This is a genomic window from Arthrobacter sp. YAF16 (assembly GCF_052113385.1).
Lineage (GTDB): Bacteria > Actinomycetota > Actinomycetes > Actinomycetales > Micrococcaceae > Arthrobacter.
The window spans coordinates 289,042-307,226 of record NZ_JBFRDC010000002.1 but is presented as its reverse complement, the minus strand read 5'-3'; the positions used below and the strand labels follow the sequence as shown (position 1 = coordinate 307,226).

Below are 18,185 nucleotides of genomic sequence, written 5' to 3'. Positions count from 1 at the left end.
GACCGGGGCGGAGTGCATCAGTGGGTAATGGGTTGGAACAGGGGACAGGGCAGCGGACCGCGGAGACGGCGGGCAGGGACGAACTTGGCCTCGTGGACCGGTGGTGGCGGGCCGCCAACTACCTCTCGGTAGGCCAGATCTATTTGCGCTCCAATCCGTTGCTGCGTGAGCCGCTGAGCGCCGGGGATACCAAGTCCCGCCTGCTCGGCCACTGGGGCACCACTCCAGGATTGAACTTCATCTATGCGCACCTGAACCGGGTCATCCGCCGGGATTCGCAGGAGATGCTGTTCGTCGCCGGGCCGGGCCACGGCGGACCGGCCGTGGTGGCGAACGGCTGGCTGGAGGGCACCTACTCGGAGATCTACAGCAACGTGGGCCCGGACGAGGACGGGCTGGCCGAGCTGTTCCGGCAGTTCTCCTACCCCGGCGGCATCCCCAGCCACGCCGCCCCGGAAACACCGGGCTCCATCAACGAGGGCGGTGAACTCGGGTACTCGCTGGCCCACGCCTACGGCACGGTGTTCGACAACCCCCGGCTGATCACCGCCGTCGTGATCGGCGACGGCGAGGCGGAGACCGGGCCGCTGGCCGCGAGCTGGCACTCCCACAACTTCCTGGACCCGGCGGCGGACGGGGCCGTGCTGCCGATCCTGCACCTGAACGGCTACAAGATCGCCAACCCGACGATTCTCGCGCGGATGCCGGAGGCCCAGCTGGAGCAGCTGCTGCGCGGGTACGGCCACAAGCCGCACTTCGTAACCGTCACTGACCCGGAGGACACCGCCGCGGCGCACCGCGATTTTGCCGCGGTGCTGGACGAGTGCCTGGCGGAAATACGGGCCATCCAGGCCGAACGGCGCGCCGGCGGCTGGAACGGTGACGACGCTCCCGCCGCCGCGTGGCCGATGATCGTGCTGCGCTCGCCCAAGGGCTGGACCGGGCCGACGACGGTTGATGGGCTGCAGGTGGAAGGCACCTGGCGCAGCCACCAGGTGCCACTCGCCGAAGTCCGCACCAATCCCGAGCACCTGGCCCAGCTCGGGCAGTGGCTGGAGTCCTACCGCCCGGAGGAACTGTTCGACGGCGCCGGGCGGCTCCGACCGGAGGTGGCCGCGAACGCCCCGGGCGGCGAGCTGCGGATGAGCGCCACCCCGCATGCCAACGGCGGCATCCTGCTGCGCGACCTGAAGCTGCCCGGCTACGCCGACCACGCGGTGGAGGTCGCCCAGCCGGGCCGGGAGCGGGTCAGCGCCATGATCACCCTCGGCTCCTGGATGCGGGACGTGATAGCGCTCAACCCGGAGACCTTCCGGCTCTTCGGCCCGGACGAGACCGCGTCCAACCGGCTGCAGGACGTCTACGAGGTCACGGACAAGGTCTGGCAGTACCGGATCGAGGCCGTCGACGAGCACCTGGCCCGCGCCGGCCGGGTGATGGAGGTCCTCAGCGAACACCTGTGCCAGGGCTGGCTGGAAGGCTACCTGCTCACCGGCCGGCACGGGGTGTTCAGCTGCTACGAGGCGTTCATCCACATTGTCGATTCGATGTTCAACCAGCACGCCAAGTGGCTCAAGGTGCACCGCGAGCTGCCGTGGCGCCAGCCCGTCGCCTCGCTGAACTACGTCCTCTCCTCGCACGTCTGGCAGCAGGACCACAACGGCTTCTCGCACCAGGATCCGGGCTTCATCGACCACGCGGTGAACAAGAAGTCCGAGGTCATCCGGGTCTACCTGCCGCCGGACGCGAACACGCTGCTCTCGGTGATGGAGCACTGCCTCGGTTCGCGGGACTACGTCAACATCGTGGTCAGCGGCAAACAGCCCTCGCCCACCTGGCTGGGACCGGCCGACGCCGCGCACCACTGCCAGCGCGGCCTGGGAATCTGGGAATTCGCCGGTTCCGAGGTCCCGGGCGAGGAGCCCGACGTCGTCCTGGCCTGCGCGGGGGACGTCCCCACGGTGGAGACCGTCGCGGCGGCCGAACTGCTCAAGGAAGGGGCACCCGGGCTGAAGATCCGGGTGGTGAACGTGGTGGACCTGATGCGGCTCCAGGACGCCGCCGAACACCCGCACGGCCTCTCCTCCCGGGACTTTGACGGCATCTTCACCGCGGACAAGCCGATCATTTTCGCGTACCACGGCTACCCCTCGCTGATCCACCGGCTGGCCTACCGCCGCACCAACCAGGAGGGCCTGCACGTGCGCGGCTACAAGGAGGAAGGCACCACGACGACGCCGTTCGACATGGCGATGCTCAACGGGATCGACCGCTACCAGCTGGCCATCGACGCAATTGACCGGGTGCCGGGGCTGGCCGAACGGCACTCGCTGCTGCGCCAGTCGCTGCAGGACCGGCGCATCCGGGCCCACAACCACACCAGGGAGCACGGCGAGGACGCGAAGGAGATCAGCGGCTGGACCCTCGGCGGCGAATAGCCTGCCCGCGGTGGCGGGTCTAGGCCGGCCCGCCGGTGAGTGCGGACAGCCCGCCGGTGGGCAGATGGATCCAGCCCTCGGTCCGTGCGGCCCGGGCGTGCGCGGCGTCGGGACGGATGGTCGCGCCGAGGGCCACGGCCCGCGCGGTAAGGGACGCGATGACGGCGTCGAACATGTCGTCCGAACCGGCCAGCTGCTCCCCGTGCCCGGCCAGATCCAGCCACGGGGCGGCCTGCCTGAGCCCGCGGAGGAGATCGCCCAGCCGCTGCGTTTCCGCGCCGCCGCGCCCCTTGTAGCCGCGGGCCAGCAGGCCCCAGGACTTCAGTGACGCTGCCGGGTAGACCTCGGCCAGCCGGCCGCGGCCGTCCCGCGCCTGGGGACCGTGCTCCACGGCGATCTTGGCCTGGATGACGGCGCAGCGCATCGCCGGGTGCGCCAGCCGGTCGGCTGAGACGCTGAGCGGGATCAACCCGGTCCGGGCGGTGACGAAGCGGTCGGTGTCCCGGTAGGCCAGCAGCCGGCGGCCTTCGATTCCGTCATGGTCAAGCACGGGGTGCGGATCCCCGGCCAGGTGCCCGGCAATGAAGGGCAGGAAGGCGTCCGGCCAGCCCACGGGGCAGTCGATCCCGGCCAGATCCGCAGCGCCAAAGAGCCGGACGATTTCGTCGTCGTCGACGTCGAGCGCCAGGTGCGCCAGGCGGGCGGTGCCATTGTTCCATTCGACGACGGCGGCCGCCGTCTTCTTCGTTGCCGCCGCGAGGTCGACGCCGAGGGTCAACATCCGCTGCCCGCCCGGGGGCTCAGCGAGGTGGACATGGCATCAACCTTTCCTGTGGCTCATAGAGCGCGGTACCGGAACGCGCCGGGGATCCCGCCGCGGCTCTCCAGACCCTTTCCCGAGGCAAAGCGGGCCCACACGGCACGCAGGGCCCGGCCCTGGGCGTTGATCTCCTCCCAGCTGGCTCCGGCGACCAACCCCACACCTTCCCAGGTCCGCCGGTCGCCGAACAGCAGCGGCAGGTCCACGGTGTGTGCCGCCCCGTAGAAGTTCCCCGGCGCGGCCCAGGACAGCACGTAGCGGTAGGCCGTGCCGCCCGCCCGGGTGTGGCGGCGGGCGAACCGCCTGGCGGAACGGCCGTACACCGCCTCGGTCACTGCCCAGTTGATGGCCTTGACGACGGCGGGCCCGAGCACGGGGACCTTGGCCAAGCGGCTGACCGCCGGGTTGCGCGGCAGGAACATCCGGGCTTCCTCGGAGGTGTGCCCGATCAGGACCTCGATCCCGGGTGCCGTGGCGTTCCAGGCGGCCTCAATCCCGGACTCCGGCGGCAGGGGCGCATGCCCGTACTGGGTGCCGAAGGGCATGGCCGCGATCAGCCCGTACTTCCGCGCCACCTGCGACACGTGCCCCTCGATCTCCACGACTTCCATCGCGGGGGTGTCTTCGTTGACGGCCTCCGCGGCGACGCCCATGGCGCGGCTCATCTTGTCCCGGCCGCGGGTAATGCCAAGCGGCGCGCTCTGGATGATGGCGCGTTGGAACAGGGTGGGGGCCTCCGGCGTCGCCATCAGGTGGGCGACGGCGTCGCCTCCGGCAGATTGACCGAAAGCCGTGACGTTGCCCGGGTCGCCGCCGAAGGCGCCGATGTTGCGCTGCACCCAGCGGAACGCCTCGAGCTGGTCCAGCAGGCCGAGGTTGGCGGGCCGGCCGGTGCCGGTGGCCAGGTAACCGAACAGGCCCAGGCGGTACGTCACGGAGACCACGATGACGCGGTTTTCGGCGACGAGCGCCTTGGGGTCGAAGATTGCCAGGTCGCCGGAACCGGAGGTGTAGGAGCCGCCGTGCAGCCACACCATGACCGGCACGCGTTCGCCGTCGCGCAGGTCCTTCGGCATGGTGATCGAGAGCCGCTGGCAGTCCTCGCTGCCGGGGAGTTCGCCGTAGCGGGTGCCAAGAATGTCGTCCAGGAACGGGACCGGCGCCTGCGGGCAGGCGGGGGAGAGGTTCGTGGCCGCGAGGGTTTCGCTCCAGTCGGGCGCACCCGCCGGGGGCTGGAAACGCGCCGCGGTGGCGTACGGAATACCCGTGGCACGCACCACGTCGCCGTCCCGCCACCCGGAGACCGGGCCGCAGGGCGGGCTAAAGGTTGGTTCATGCATGAACCAACGATTTCACACTTTCCTGACCCACGGCTGCCAGCGGTCATCTGCGCTCAAACAGCAACGCGGGGTCACTTACCGCCCATATCCGTCGGCCGGATCGGCGGTAAGTGACCCCGCGTTGGTGCTGCGGAGGCGTTAGTGCGTGTGCGGGACGAAGCGCTTGATCGACGCTTCGAGTTCGGCCTCGGCCGCGGCGCGATCGCCCCAGCCCTCGGCCTTGACCCACTTGCCGGGCTCCAGGTCCTTGTACCGGGTGAAGAAGTGCTCGATTTCCTTGATCAGGAATTCGCTGACGTCGCTGATCTCGTTGATGTGGTCGAAGCGCGGATCGGCCGGCACGCAGAGGACCTTGGCGTCCCCGCCGCCGTCGTCGGTCATGTTGAAGACGCCGATCGGGCGGGACTCGACGATCACGCCGGGGTGCAGATCGAAGTCCTGCAGGAGCACCAGTGCGTCCAGCGGGTCGCCGTCCTCGCCCAGGGTGTTCTCGAAGAAGCCGTAGTGCGTGGGGTACTGCATGGAGGTGAACAGGACGCGGTCCAGGCGGACGCGGCCGGTCTCGTGGTCGACTTCGTACTTGACGCGCGATCCCTTGGGGATCTCGATGGTCACGTCATGCTTCATGGAATGCTCCTCGACGGATTCAGGGGGTGCGCGGCACACGTGGCGTGCAGAAAAAGCAGTGCCGGTGCCGCCGACTATTATTGAGGATATAGCGACAGGCCCTGGTTTCAGGAACTAGTGGGGACATTTCGGGACTAAAGGACCAGCAGCAGCATGAAACGCACAACGAGCCGTGAGGGCACGGCTCCGGCGCCCGGAAGGTTCGGGCGGATCGTCCCGATGCTGCTCCTGACCCTCCTGGTCATGGTGCTCGCCGTCCCCGCGGGCCTGGTGGTCAGTCCCGGATTCCGCGGCCCGGCCCTCCCCCCGGAACCTGCAGCGGCGGGCCCGTGGCAGCAGATGCCCGCCACCCTCAGCGCTCCCGACGGCGGCTCGGAAACCGCCGGAGGCATGCGGCCGCTCAGCGCCGATGCGCCGGTGCCGGATGCCGCCACCGTTGCCGCCCAGCTCACCGCCACGCTGAAGACCGACGGCGCCGGGTCCTTCAGCGGCCTGGTCCAGGATGCCCTCACCGGGAAGGTGCTCTTCGACCGGGCCGCCGACGAGGTCCGCGCCCCCGCTTCCAACATCAAGCTCCTCACCGCCGCCGCCGCGCTGCGCACCCTCGGCCCGGACCGGCGCTTCAGCACCAGGGTTGTGGCCGGACCCACGCCGGGCACGGTCGTCCTGACCGGCGGCGGAGACGTGCTGCTGGGTGCAGGCGAGTCCGCACCGGATGCCGTCCTGGGGCACGCCGGGCTCGCCACCCTCGCGCAGTCCACGGTCCGTGCGCTGCAGAAGGCCGGCGTGGCCAGTCCGGTGACCGTCCTGCTGGACGATTCCCTCTTCAGCGGACCGTCCCTGAGCCGGGCCTGGAGCCCGGATGACGTGGCGGCCGGCGAAGTGGCGCCGCTGTTTCCGCTGGCCCTGAACTCGGCCCGCTTCGACCCCGCCGTCACCACCGGACCCCGCCCCCGCGACGCCGCCATGACGGCCGCCGAGGCCTTCGCGGACCGGCTCTCGGCCGCCGGCGCCGCCGCGGGACTCACCGTGGCGCCCGACGTCGCAAGGCTGCCGGCCGGGCGGAAGCCCGCCGCGGACGCCGGCGGACAGTCAGGCAAGCTCCTCGCCGAAGTCCAGTCCGCCACCGTCAGCCAGCAGGTGGACCTGATGCTGCGCACCTCGGACAACTACCTCACCGAGGTCATGGGCCGGATGGTGGCGGTGGCAAGCGGCAAACCCGCCAGCAACGACGGCGCCGTCGCCGCCGTACTGCAGCAGCTCGAGGAGCTGAACGTCCCTTCGGGCACCCTCCGGGCCGCCGACCTGGCCGGGCTGACCCTGGAGAACAAAGTCTCGGCGCGGCAACTCTCCGCCGTGATCCGTGCCATGACCACCGGCACAGACACCCGCCTCCGCTCCGCCCTGGCCGGGTTTCCGGTGGCCGGGCTGACCGGAACACTCGGCAACCGGTACATGGATACCAGCACCTCCCGGGGTGCGGGCCTGGTCCGCGCCAAGACCGGAACGCTCAACACGGTGATCGCACTCAGCGGCTACGTCGTGGACGCCGACGGCCGGCTGCTGGTCTTCTCCTTCATCGGCAACGGCCTGACGCCCGGCGCGGCCGGCAACAAGGCCGCCCTGGACCGGACAGCCTCGGTCCTGGCCGCCTGCGGCTGCCGCTGAGGCCGCGCCGTTTCGACGGTTCGCTGCGCACTCGACGACTCGAAACGCCTAACCCGCGGGGAACCATCTAACCGGCGGGTCCCGGCTGCCCGTTCGCCGCCCGACGAATTTAAGGCGCTTCCCCGCTCCGCTGTGATCTGATGGGGCTATGGAGTCCTCTTCGCGCGAGACATCTGCCCAGGCACCAGGCCAAACACCAGCCCAGGCCCTGATCAACTGGGAGCTCGCCGCGTCCACGGCCGCGCGCCTCACCCCGGCCGGTCCCTCGCTCGGGTCCGCGGAGATCGGCGCCGCCGTCGAGAACCTGCGCCTGATGGCAGACATCTCCGTTCCGCACGTGCACGACATCACCGGCCTCGAGGCCGCCCGCGACCTGCGGGACTCCTCCGTCCTGGTGGTGGACCGCGCCTCGTGGGCCAAGGCAAACACACAGAGCTTTGCCGTGATGCTGCAGCCCGCCATCGAGAAGATGCTCGAAAGCCGGCGCGGGACCGTCAGCCCGGGCGCCGCGAGCGTCGGCGGCGCGATCACCGGCAGCCAGCTGGGCGCGATCCTGGCGTTCCTCTCCAGCAAGGTCCTCGGCCAGTACGACCCGTTCTCGGCGCTGGCCGAGAATTCCACCGCCCCCGCCGCGGGCCGGCTGCTGCTGGTGGCGCCCAACATCATCTCCGTGGAGCGCGAGCTCAACGTCGCGCCCGAGGATTTCCGGCTCTGGGTGTGCCTGCACGAACAGACCCACCGCGTGCAGTTCGCGGCCGCACCCTGGCTGCGCCACCACATGCTGGAACAAATCGAGGACCTCAGTGAACACCTGCTGGGCAACGTCGACTCGATCATGGAACGTGCCGCGGCGGCCGCGAAGGCCCTCAAGGACCGGGCCGGCTCGGGCGCCGCCCCCGGCCGCGGGGCAATCCTGGACCTCCTGCAGGACCCGGCGGAACGGGCGGCGATCTCGCACCTGACCGCCGTCATGAGCCTGCTGGAAGGCCACGCCAACGTGGTCATGGATGCGGTGGACGCCAGCATCGTCCCCTCGGTCAAGACCATCCGGCAGCGCTTCAACGCCCGCGGCACGGACCGCGGCGCCATCGAGAAGTTCATCCGCAGCCTGCTCGGGCTGGACGCGAAGATGCGGCAGTACAGCGACGGTTCGAAGTTCGTCCGCGAAGTGGTGGACGCCGCCGGGATGCAGGGCTTCAACAAGGTCTGGGAGTCCGCCGACCACCTTCCCACCGAGCCCGAAATCCACGACTCCAAGCTGTGGCTCGACCGGATGGGGCTCTAGTCCGGGTGCCGGCCCCAACCCACCCGGATCTCCCGGCGGCTTCCCGCGGACGACGACGGCCCGGCCGGCTGGCGCCCGTCGTCGGCAAGGCGCGGAAGATGCTGCAGGACGCCCTGGCCGACGCCGGCTACCCCGAGCGGGTGCTTGTGGCGTGCAGCGGCGGTCCGGATTCGCTGGCGCTTGCCGCCGTCGCGGCCTACTTCGCCCGCCGCGGCCACGTTGACGGCCACCCGATCTCCGTCGGCGCCGTCGTCGTGGACCACCAGCTTCAGCCCGGTTCCGCGGAGGTGGCCGCGGCGACAGCGGCGGCGCTGCGGGAGCTGGGACTCGCCCCCGTGCAGGTCAGGACCGTTGACGTTGCCCCCGCCGGGATGGGCCCGGAGGCCGCCGCGCGGGACGCCAGGCACGCCGCCCTCGAGGCCGCCGCCGACGATACCGGCGCCGCGGCCGTCCTGCTGGGCCATACCCTGGACGACCAGGCCGAACAGGTCCTGCTGGGACTGGCGCGCGGCTCCGGCACCCGCTCGCTCGCCGGGATGCGGCCGGCCCGCGGCCGCCTGCTGCGGCCGTTCCTGGGCCTGCGACGGGCCGACACCCTGGAAATCTGCGCCGTCGAAGGCCTGGACCCGTGGCACGACCCGAGCAACGAGGACCCCGCCTTCGCCCGGTCCCGGACCCGGGTGGAGGTGCTGCCGATGCTGGAGGAGAAGCTCGGACCGGGGGTGGCCGAGTCGCTGGCCCGGACGGCGGCGATCCTGCAGCTCGACGCCGACTACCTCGAGGATGTGGCCAACGACACCTTTGGCCGCCTGCAGGAGCGCTCCGGGACCGAGCTCAGCCTGCCCGAGGCCGCGCTCCGCGAACTGGCGCCGGCCGTCAGGTTCCGGGTGATCGCCAAGGCCGCCGCCGCCGTCGGGGGTCAACAGCCCAGCTACCAGCGGCTGCTGGCCGCCGAAGCGCTGCTTCGCCGGCAGGGATCCGCGGGACCCGTGGAGCTGCCCGGCGGCGTGAGCGTCTACCGGCTCTCCCTCGCCCAGCTGCTCGCGGCCGGGCAGTCCGCCCCCGCCGGCGTTCCCCGTGAGGGCGCCCGCTGTGGGAAGCTTGTATTCCGGCCTCAAAAACCGCCCCAAGAATAGTCGCACCCGCATCTACACAGGAGCCATTGGTGGATTCAAACGACGTCCAGGCAGACCTCAAGCACGTTCTCTACTCCAAGGAGCAGATCCAGACCCGGATCACTGAACTCGCTGCCCAGATCGACAAGGACTACGTAGGCCGCGATCTGCTGATCGTCGGTGTGCTCAAGGGTGCGGTCATGGTCATGGCCGACCTGGCCCGTGCGCTGCACAGCCACGTCTCGATGGACTGGATGGCTGTCTCCTCCTACGGCTCCGGCACGCAGTCCTCCGGCGTGGTCCGCATCCTCAAGGACCTCGACACCGACCTGATGGGCAAGGACGTCCTGATCGTCGAAGACATCATCGACTCCGGCCTCACGCTTTCCTGGCTCAAGACCAACCTGGAGTCCCGCGGCCCCGCCTCGGTGGAGATCTGCACCGCATTCCGCAAGCCCACCGCCGCCAAGGTCCAGATCGACGTCAAGTATGTCGGCTATGACATCCCCAACGAATTCGTCGTCGGCTACGGCCTGGACTACGCCGAGAAGTACCGCAACCTGGACTTCGTGGGCACCCTGGCGCCGCACGTCTACGAGTAACCCGGGGACCGCACCGGCAGCTTCCCTCCGGCTCGACGCTGTGTCTGGTCTGCGCCCGCACAGCCCTCCGCTACGCCGACAGGGAACTTTTAGCCCTGACCGTGCGTGAGTTACTGCGACGGTGTATAGCTATAACCTGACGCAGCACCACACGCGCGCAGATCGGTCGCCGTGCAGCACTACCAGGAGGGACGGGGCCAGCCCCCGATCAGATGAAAGCTAAGAGTTTCTTCAAGGGCCCGGGCATCTGGATTGTCGTTGTAATCGGCATGCTCCTGCTGGCCTTTGCCACCCTGGCCCCGGGCGGCTCCGTCCGGATCGACACGGACCGGGGCCTGGCCCTGCTGGCCGACAGCGACAAGGTCGAGCAGGCCAAGATTTTCGACGCCGAGAACCGCGTGGACCTGGTCCTGAAAAACGACATCCAGATTGACGGCCAGGACAAGGGCAAGAACGTCCAGTTCTACTACGTCAACGCCCGCGCGGCGGACGTCGTCAAGGCCGTAACGGCTGCCAAACCGCCGAGCGGCTTCACCGACCAGCCGGTCGAAAGCAACTGGTTCTCCGGCCTGTTCTCCCTGCTGGTCCCGGTGCTGCTGCTGGGTGTGCTCTTCTGGTTCCTGCTCTCCCGGATGCAGGGCGGCGGCTCCAAGGTCATGCAGTTCGGCAAGTCCAAAGCCAAGATGGTCAACAAGGACATGCCGCAGGTGACCTTCAGCGACGTCGCCGGCGCCGACGAAGCCGTCGAGGAACTCGAAGAGATCAAGGAATTCCTCCAGGAACCCGCCAAGTTCCAGGCCGTGGGCGCCAAGATCCCCAAGGGCGTGCTGCTGTACGGCCCTCCCGGTACCGGCAAGACCCTCCTGGCCCGCGCGGTCGCCGGCGAGGCCGGCGTTCCCTTCTTCTCCATCTCCGGTTCCGACTTCGTGGAAATGTTCGTCGGCGTCGGCGCCTCCCGCGTCCGCGACCTGTTCGAACAGGCCAAGGCCAACGCGCCGGCCATCATCTTCGTGGACGAGATCGACGCCGTCGGCCGGCACCGCGGCGCCGGCATCGGCGGCGGCAACGACGAGCGCGAGCAGACCCTCAACCAGCTCCTGGTTGAAATGGACGGCTTCGACGTCAAGACCAACGTCATCCTGATCGCGGCCACCAACCGCCCCGACGTGCTCGACCCCGCCCTGCTCCGCCCGGGCCGCTTCGACCGCCAGATTTCGGTCGAGGCCCCGGACCTGATCGGCCGCGACCAGATCCTGAAGGTGCACGCGAAGGGCAAGCCGATGGCCCCCGGCGTCGACCTCAAAGCCGTCGCGAAGAAAACCCCCGGCTACACCGGCGCGGACCTCGCGAACGTGCTCAACGAAGCCGCGCTGCTGACGGCCCGCTCCAATGCCAACCTGATCGATGACCGCGCGCTCGACGAGGCAATCGACCGGGTGATGGCCGGTCCGCAGAAGCGCAGCCGGGTCATGAAGGAACACGAGCGCAAGGTCACCGCGTACCACGAGGGCGGCCACGCCCTGGTGGCGGCGGCACTGCGCAACTCTGCCCCGGTCACCAAGATCACCATCCTGCCGCGCGGCCGCGCCCTGGGCTACACCATGGTGGTTCCGGAGAACGACAAATACTCCGTGACCCGCAACGAACTGCTGGACCAGATGGCCTACGCCATGGGCGGCCGGGTGGCCGAGGAACTCGTCTTCCACGACCCCTCCACCGGTGCCTCGAACGACATCGAAAAGGCCACCGGAATCGCGCGCAAGATGGTCACCGAGTTCGGCATGAGTGAACGCGTCGGCGCCGTGCGCCTCGGACAGGGCGGCGGCGAGCCGTTCCTGGGCCGCGACGCCGGCCACGAGCGCAACTACTCGGACCAGATCGCCTACGTCGTGGACGAGGAAGTGCGCCGCCTGATCGAGGGCGCGCACGACGAGGCCTACGCGATCCTGACCGAGAACCGCGACGTCCTGGACCAGCTCGCGCTGGAACTGCTGGAACGGGAAACCCTGAACCAGAGCGAGATCGCCCAGGTCTTCACGAATATCCGCAAGCGCGATTTCCGCGAGATCTGGCTCTCCAAGGAGAGCCGGCCGATCCAGGCCGTCGGCCCGGTGGAGTCCCGCCGTGAAAAGGCCGAGCGCGAAGCCCAGGAAGAAGCCAAGGAAGCCCGGCTCGAGGAGCCGCTCGACACCCTGCCGCCGCACGCCCAGGGCGTGCCCGGACAGGAGTCCTTCCAGGACGGCGTCACGGATCTCGGGCCCGACGTCCATCCCGGCTAGGCTTCTTCTGTGACTTCCTACTTCGACGACGACGTTCCCGCCACCGCCGGTTCCCTCCCCACGGGAGAGCCGGCGGAGGCCGCGGGCCAGCCCGGAACCAAGGTGGACCGCCCGCGGATCCAGGCGGCGGTGCGCGAGATCCTGATCGCCATCGGCGAGGACCCGGACCGCAGCGGACTGCTGGACACCCCCAAACGGGTCGCCAAGGCCTACGCGGAGATGTTTGCCGGCCTGCACCACGACCCGGCGGAAATCCTCGCCACCACCTTCGACCTGGACCACGAAGAACTGGTACTGGTCAAGGACATCCCGTTCTACTCAACCTGCGAGCACCACCTCGTGCCTTTCCACGGGGTGGCCCACGTCGGTTACATCCCCTCGCACGACGGCAAGGTCACCGGCCTGAGCAAGCTGGCCCGGCTGGTGGACATGTTCGCCCGCCGCCCGCAGGTGCAGGAGCGGCTGACCACGCAGATCGTCGAAGCCCTCGTCACCCACCTCAAGCCGCGCGGCGCGATCGTCGTCGTCGAATGCGAACACCTTTGCATGTCGATGCGCGGCATCCGCAAGCCCGGCGCGAAAACCGTCACCAGCGCGGTCCGCGGGCAACTGCATGACCCGGCCACCCGCGCCGAAGCCATGAGCCTCATCCTTGGAAGGTAACAAAAACAGACTATGGATTCCCTAGCCGCAGCCCCTGGAACAGGACCTGCCACCTCGCCGCTGCCCGTGCTGCGCAAGCCGCGCCCGGCTGCGAGTTTCAAGGACCTGCCGACGGACCGCACGCTCGTGATGGGGATCCTGAACGTCACCCCGGATTCGTTCAGCGACGGCGGCCGGCACGCGACGGCGGACACCGCGGTCGCCGCCGGCCTGCGGATGTACTACGCCGGCGCAGACATCATCGACGTCGGCGGGGAATCCACCCGCCCCGGTGCCGCGGAGGTCAGCGTCGAGGAGGAAAAGCGGCGGGTACTGCCCGTGATCGAGGCGCTGGTCAAGGCCGGCGCCCTGGTCAGCATCGACACCACGCACGCCGCCACCGCCGAGGCCGCGCTGGCGGCCGGTGCCACGATCATCAACGACGTCTCCGGCCTCACGATCGAGCCGGAGATGGTTGAGCTGGTGGCCCGGAGCAAGGCGCCCTACATCCTCACTCACCGCCGCGGCGACGCGAGCACCATGGACTCGCTGACCGACTACGGCAACGTGGCCCGGGAGGTCGCCGCCGAGCTCGCCGGCGTGCGCGACAAGCTGTACGCCGCCGGCGCCTCGTCGGAGCAAATCATCCTGGACCCCGGCCTGGGCTTCGCCAAGAACGAGGCGCAGAACTGGGAACTCCTGCAGAACCTCGACGTCCTGCAGGCCATGGGCCACAAAGTCCTGGTCGCCGCGTCCCGGAAACGGTTCCTGGGCAGCCTCCTGACCGTCGCCGGAAAGGCAGCCCCGCCCCAGGATCGGGATGCCGCCACCGCCGCCGTCACCGCCATCAGCGCCTTCCGCGGCGCCTGGGCGGTCCGCGTGCACGACGTCGGCCCCAGCCTCGACGCCGTCAAGGTCGCCGCCCGCATCGCCCCGGGTCCGCGCACCGGATCGGCGCCGGCCGTGCCCGGCAACGGCTGAGACGGCCGCCCCATGGACCGGATCACGCTAAGCGGCGTCACCGCCGTCGGGCATCACGGAGTGTTTGATTTCGAACGCCGGGACGGCCAGCCGTTTGTCGTCGACGCCGTGCTGCACCTCGACTTCAGCCAGGCCGCCACCAGTGACGACGTGCGGGACACCGCGCATTACGGCGAAGTGGCCGAGTGCATCCGCGGCTGGATCACCGGCACGCCGCTGAACCTGATCGAGGCCCTTGCGGTGCGGATCGCCGACGACCTGCTGCTGCGCTTCCCGGTGGCCGCCGTCGACATCACCGTGCACAAGCCCAAGGCCCCGATCGAGGTCGAGTTCGGCGATGTGTCCGTCAGCGTCCACCGGGACCGGCCATGAGCCCCCACGCAGCGCCCTACACCCGCGCCGTGATCGCGCTCGGCAGCAACCTGGGGGAGCGCAACGACACGCTCTCCGCCGCCGTCGCCGACCTCGTCGACCCGCCGGAGGTGCGGCTGCTGGCCATCTCGCCGATCGTGCAGACCAAGGCCGTAGGCGGACCGCCGGACCAGCCGGACTTCCTGAACATGGTGATCGCCGTGGAAACCTCGCTGTCCCCGGAGGAACTGCTGCGGCACTGCCACGCGGTGGAACAAAAGCACCTGCGGGTCCGTGAAGTCCGCTGGGGTCCGCGCACCCTCGACGTGGACATCATCACCTACGGCGACCTGGTGAGCTCCGACCCGGACCTGACGCTTCCGCATCCGCGAGCCGCGGAGCGTGCCTTCGTGCTCTACCCCTGGTCCCTGATCGACCCCGCGGCCGAGCTCAACGGCGAACGGGTGGGCGACCTCGCCGCCAAGGCCGCCGACTTCCCGGACCTCGCGCCGTTCGACGGCTTCGAAGACCTCAAGGGCGCGGCCGGAGCCGCGCCGGTGGAGGCCCCATGAAGCCGGTCAGCCCGCTCCTGCTCCTCGTCATTGCTGTCGCGCTCGCCGTCCTGGGCTGGCTTGCCGCCCTGATTTCCGGACGCTACAGCCTCGAGACCCCGGTGCTGCCGCTGACCGGCCTGCTCACCATGGGCGTGATCGTGGCCCTCACCCTGATCCTTGGCGTCCGTGTGCTGCGCTGGCGCAACGGCAAGAAGAAGAGAATGCTCAACCCGATCCTGGCCGCGTGGACCCTTGTCCTGGCCCAGGCCTGCGCCTACACCGGGACCGTGCTGCTGGGCTGGCACGCCGGAATTTTCCTGGACCAGCTGAGGCTATGGTCCGTGCGCAGCGGTCAGTCCATCACCTGGGAGACGCTGTCCATGGCCGGCGGCGGCCTCGTGATGGTGGTGGTGGGCCTGGTGGTGGAGCGCTTCTGCCGGATTCCTCCCGAGGACGGCGACGCCGAGGGGAGCCCCGGACTGCAGGGCAAGCGCGGCAAGCCCAAGGCTGAAGGCGAATATGCATACCGAGGCGATTGACCCGCCCGGGCTGGTCTGGCGGCGGGTGTCTCCCCGGTACGTGACCGTGCGGCTGGTGGGCTGGGCGCTGGCCAATCTGGCCGCCGTCGCGGTCCTGTCCCTGCCCCTCCTGCTGGTCCTGAACGGCGCGTGGGGCTGGCCGCCGCTGTGGCTCGCCGCAGCCGTGCCCGCCGCGGCCTTCCTGCTGGCCCTGTGGCGGCTCGTGCTCATCCCGCGACAGGTGCGGTCCATCGGTTACGCCGAACGCGAGGACGACCTGCTGATCCGCCGTGGCATTTTCTTCCAGCGCGTCCTGGTGGTCCCGTACGGGCGGATGCAGTACGTGGACATCGGGGCCGGCCCGGTGGAGCGCGGCCTCGGCCTGTGCACCCTGAAGCTTCACACGGCCTCGGCCGGCACCAGCGCGGAGATCCCCGGCCTGCCCGCGGGGGAGGGGGCGAGGCTCCGCGAACAGCTGTCCGCCCGCGGCGAGGCCCGCCTGGCCGGGCTGTGACGGCCGCCGGGGACAGCTGGCGGCGCGTGCATCCGGCATCGCCGTTCGTTCGGGGCTGGGTGGCGCTGGCCGCGATGTTCTTCTTCTTTGGCCGCGATGCCTTTGAACGCCTGCTCCAGGGCGGACCCGTCATTGACGATCGGCTCGCCGGACGGGCGCCATGGCTGCTGCTTGGCGGCGGCACGGTGCTGCTGCTGACCGTGCTCGGCTTCGTGCTGAGCTGGTACTTCACCCGGTACCAGGTGGCTGACGGGTACGTGCGGATCAACACCGGGTTCCTGTTCAAGCAGCAGCGCCAGGCCCGGCTGGACCGGGTCCAGGCAATCGACGTCGTGCAGCCCCTGCTGGCGCGGATTTTCGGGCTCGCCGAGCTCAGGTTCGAGGTCGCCGACGCCGGCCAGTCCGCGGTGCACCTGGCCTACCTGCCCCTGGCCGAGGCCCGCCAGCTCCGCGCGACCATCCTTGCCCGTGCCTCCGGCGCCGGAGGCGGGACGCCGGCGCCGGTAACGGCGGGGCAGGATCCGGGGCAGCGGGCGGCCGTCGCCGAGGAGGCGCCGGAACATGCCGTACTCACCGTGCCGCCGCCGCGGCTGGTCGGGTCGCTGGTGCTGAGCGAGCAAAGCGTCGTCATCGTCCTCGGCGCCGTGGCCTCGGTGCTGCTCTCCGCCCTCACCGAGAACCGCAGCTTCTACTTCTATCTGGTCCCGGCCGGCCTGGGCCTGGCCGCGGCGTACTGGAACTCCTTCAACAAGGGCTTCAACTTCACCGCCGCCATTTCCCCGGACGGTATCCGGCTCCGCTACGGCCTGCTGGACACCCAGGCCCAGACCCTGCCGCCCGGGCGGATCCAGGCCGTGCGCGTCAGCCAGCCGCCGCTCTGGCGGGTCTTCGGCTGGTACCGGATGCAGGTCAACGTGGCCGGCTACGGCACCGCCGGCAGCAACGGCGAGGCCTCCGCCCGGACCACCCTGCTGCCCGTCGGAACGCTGGCGGAGGTGTTCACCATGCTGTCGCTGGTCCTGCCCGACCCCGGCACCCCGGACCCCGGGCGCGTCTTCACCGCGGGGTTGAACGGGCTGGCGCCCGCCGGCGGCGCCGGCCGTTCCGCCGCTCCGGACGGCGGCGACGACGCCGCTCCGGAAGACGGCGGCTTCGTCACCACGCCGAGGCGGGCCCGCCTGCTGGCCCCGCTGGGCTGGCGGCGCAACGGCTTCACCGCCACCGACACCGCGCTGCTGATCCGCTCCGGCCGCTGGTGGCGCCACCTCATCCTGGTCCCGCACCAGCGCACCCAGTCGATCGCGCTGCAGCAGGGCCCGCTCGCCCAGCGCTTCCGGGTGGCGGACCTGGTCCTGCACACCACCGCCGGGCCGGTCGCGCCGCGGCTGATCCAGGCCGGCCTGGACGAAGGCCGGGCCTTGCTGGACGCGCAGGCGGCCCGCGCCCGGACCGCGCGGAAACGGCAGACCAGCGAACACTGGCTCGCCCCGGCAGAGCACCTCGTACACGCACCAAAGGAAGGTCCGCAGCATGGCTAAGCCAGGACGCCTCGGCGTCGGAATCATCGGAGCCGGCAAGGTGGGGGCCGTCCTAGGGGCGGCGTTGCGCGCCGCCGAGCACGCCGTCGTCGGGGTCTCCGCCGTCTCGGACGCGAGCCGGGAGCGCGCCGAAACCCTGCTGCCCGGCGTTCCCATCCTCGAGGTGCAGGACATCGTGGAACGCGCCGAACTGGTACTGCTGGCGGTCCCGGACGACGCCCTCGGTCCGCTCGTGGAAGGGCTCGCGAAACTTGGCGCCTGGCAGCCCGGGCAGCTCGTTGCCCACACCTCCGGGCGATTCGGCGTCGGGATCCTGCGCCCGGTCCGCGCCGCGGGGGCCATCCCGCTGGCGCTGCACCCCGCCATGACCTTCACCGGCATGAGCCTTGACCTGACCCGGCTGCTGGACTGCAGCTTCGGCGTGACGGCCGACCCGGCCATGCTGCCGATCGCGCAGGCCCTCGTGGTGGAGATGGGCGCGGAGCCGGTCGCGATCGCCGAAGCTGACCGCACGCTGTACCACGCGGCCCTGGCGCACGGCTCAAACCATTTGGTCACGCTCGTGGCGCAAGCCTCCCAGCTGCTGCGCGAAGTGGGCGTCGAAGCCCCGGAACGCATGCTGGGCCCCCTGCTGCGCGCCAGCCTGGAAAACGCCCTCGCCTCGGGAGAGTCGGCGCTGACCGGTCCGGTGGCGCGCGGGGATGTGGGGACTGTCGCCGCGCACTCGGAGGCGCTGCGCGAACTCGACGGCGGCTCCGGCGGCGATATTCTTGAGGCGTACCTGGCCATGGCCCGGGCAACGGCCCGCCGTGCGGGTAGCCGCGGGCTGTTGAAGCCGGAGCAAATCGACGGCATCAGGCAGGCGCTCGAGGCCCCCGACGCCGGCGGCCCGATTCCTGAGGAAGGACCCTGA

17 protein-coding genes are annotated in these 18,185 nt (G+C 70.2%); 14 read left to right on the top strand and 3 right to left on the bottom strand.

Going from position 1 to position 18,185, the window contains the following annotated elements; translation table 11 throughout:
- Nucleotides 1-32 precede the first annotated feature (32 nt).
- On the top strand, nucleotides 33-2,438 hold the full coding sequence (locus tag AB4Y91_RS09075) for a phosphoketolase family protein (RefSeq protein ID WP_441418152.1): 2,406 nt from the start codon (nucleotides 33-35) through the stop codon (nucleotides 2,436-2,438).
- Between the two features lie 19 nt (nucleotides 2,439-2,457).
- Here AB4Y91_RS09075 and AB4Y91_RS09070 read toward each other — a convergent pair whose 3' ends face one another.
- From AB4Y91_RS09070 to AB4Y91_RS09060, 3 genes are all read right to left on the bottom strand, one after another.
- Entirely contained in the window at nucleotides 2,458-3,219 is a 762-nt protein-coding gene (locus AB4Y91_RS09070) for a DUF429 domain-containing protein (protein WP_441418151.1), read from the bottom strand.
- A 56-nt stretch (nucleotides 3,220-3,275) separates the two neighbouring features.
- Nucleotides 3,276-4,598 carry a carboxylesterase family protein gene (locus tag AB4Y91_RS09065; protein WP_441418150.1) on the bottom strand — a complete coding sequence of 441 codons (1,323 nt, stop codon included), beginning with the start codon at nucleotides 4,596-4,598 and terminating at the stop codon, nucleotides 3,276-3,278.
- 138 nt (nucleotides 4,599-4,736) lie between these two features.
- The gene (locus AB4Y91_RS09060) at nucleotides 4,737-5,225 is read right to left on the bottom strand and encodes an inorganic diphosphatase (RefSeq protein WP_441418149.1); all 489 of its coding nucleotides are present in this window, start codon (nucleotides 5,223-5,225) and stop codon (nucleotides 4,737-4,739) included.
- A gap of 153 nt (nucleotides 5,226-5,378) precedes the next feature.
- Between AB4Y91_RS09060 and dacB the strand changes: the two genes are divergently transcribed.
- The 13 genes from dacB (at nucleotide 5,379) to AB4Y91_RS08995 (ending at nucleotide 18,185) form a co-directional block, all read left to right on the top strand.
- Nucleotides 5,379-6,893 carry a D-alanyl-D-alanine carboxypeptidase/D-alanyl-D-alanine endopeptidase gene (dacB, locus tag AB4Y91_RS09055; protein ID WP_441418148.1) on the top strand — a complete coding sequence of 505 codons (1,515 nt, stop codon included), beginning with the start codon at nucleotides 5,379-5,381 and terminating at the stop codon, nucleotides 6,891-6,893.
- Between the two features lie 148 nt (nucleotides 6,894-7,041).
- Complete coding sequence (locus AB4Y91_RS09050) at nucleotides 7,042-8,178, top strand: zinc-dependent metalloprotease (protein WP_441418147.1); 1,137 nt, start codon at nucleotides 7,042-7,044, stop codon at nucleotides 8,176-8,178.
- Between the two features lie 98 nt (nucleotides 8,179-8,276).
- Nucleotides 8,277-9,314 (top strand): tRNA lysidine(34) synthetase TilS, encoded by a 1,038-nt coding sequence (tilS, locus tag AB4Y91_RS09045; RefSeq protein WP_441418146.1) that lies wholly within the window; start codon nucleotides 8,277-8,279, stop codon nucleotides 9,312-9,314.
- A 29-nt stretch (nucleotides 9,315-9,343) separates the two neighbouring features.
- The gene (hpt, locus tag AB4Y91_RS09040; RefSeq protein ID WP_441418145.1) at nucleotides 9,344-9,895 is read left to right on the top strand and encodes a hypoxanthine phosphoribosyltransferase; all 552 of its coding nucleotides are present in this window, start codon (nucleotides 9,344-9,346) and stop codon (nucleotides 9,893-9,895) included.
- A 212-nt stretch (nucleotides 9,896-10,107) separates the two neighbouring features.
- Nucleotides 10,108-12,174 carry an ATP-dependent zinc metalloprotease FtsH gene (gene ftsH / locus AB4Y91_RS09035; RefSeq protein ID WP_441418144.1) on the top strand — a complete coding sequence of 689 codons (2,067 nt, stop codon included), beginning with the start codon at nucleotides 10,108-10,110 and terminating at the stop codon, nucleotides 12,172-12,174.
- A gap of 9 nt (nucleotides 12,175-12,183) precedes the next feature.
- Entirely contained in the window at nucleotides 12,184-12,837 is a 654-nt protein-coding gene (folE, locus tag AB4Y91_RS09030) for a GTP cyclohydrolase I FolE (protein WP_441418143.1), read from the top strand.
- A 12-nt stretch (nucleotides 12,838-12,849) separates the two neighbouring features.
- Nucleotides 12,850-13,797, top strand: coding sequence for a dihydropteroate synthase (folP, locus tag AB4Y91_RS09025; protein ID WP_441418142.1), 948 nt, complete (start codon nucleotides 12,850-12,852; stop codon nucleotides 13,795-13,797).
- Nucleotides 13,798-13,809: 12 nt separating this feature from the next.
- Nucleotides 13,810-14,169 carry a dihydroneopterin aldolase gene (gene folB / locus AB4Y91_RS09020; RefSeq protein ID WP_441418141.1) on the top strand — a complete coding sequence of 120 codons (360 nt, stop codon included), beginning with the start codon at nucleotides 13,810-13,812 and terminating at the stop codon, nucleotides 14,167-14,169.
- Nucleotides 14,166-14,720, top strand: a complete 555-nt coding sequence (folK, locus tag AB4Y91_RS09015) for a 2-amino-4-hydroxy-6-hydroxymethyldihydropteridine diphosphokinase (RefSeq protein ID WP_441418140.1) — start codon at nucleotides 14,166-14,168, stop codon at nucleotides 14,718-14,720. Before folB ends, folK begins: the two co-directional genes overlap by 4 nt.
- A complete protein-coding gene (locus tag AB4Y91_RS09010; protein ID WP_441418139.1) occupies nucleotides 14,717-15,241 on the top strand; it encodes a DUF3180 domain-containing protein in 525 nt (174 codons plus the stop codon). Before folK ends, AB4Y91_RS09010 begins: the two co-directional genes overlap by 4 nt.
- Nucleotides 15,222-15,734, top strand: a complete 513-nt coding sequence (locus tag AB4Y91_RS09005) for a PH domain-containing protein (RefSeq protein WP_441418138.1) — start codon at nucleotides 15,222-15,224, stop codon at nucleotides 15,732-15,734. The genes AB4Y91_RS09010 and AB4Y91_RS09005 overlap by 20 nt, the downstream gene beginning before the upstream one ends.
- Nucleotides 15,735-15,808: 74 nt before the next feature.
- On the top strand, nucleotides 15,809-17,272 hold the full coding sequence (locus AB4Y91_RS09000) for a PH domain-containing protein (RefSeq protein ID WP_441418182.1): 1,464 nt from the start codon (nucleotides 15,809-15,811) through the stop codon (nucleotides 17,270-17,272).
- Nucleotides 17,265-18,185: a Rossmann-like and DUF2520 domain-containing protein gene (locus AB4Y91_RS08995; RefSeq protein ID WP_441418137.1), complete on the top strand. Its 921-nt coding sequence runs from the start codon at nucleotides 17,265-17,267 to the stop codon at nucleotides 18,183-18,185. Before AB4Y91_RS09000 ends, AB4Y91_RS08995 begins: the two co-directional genes overlap by 8 nt.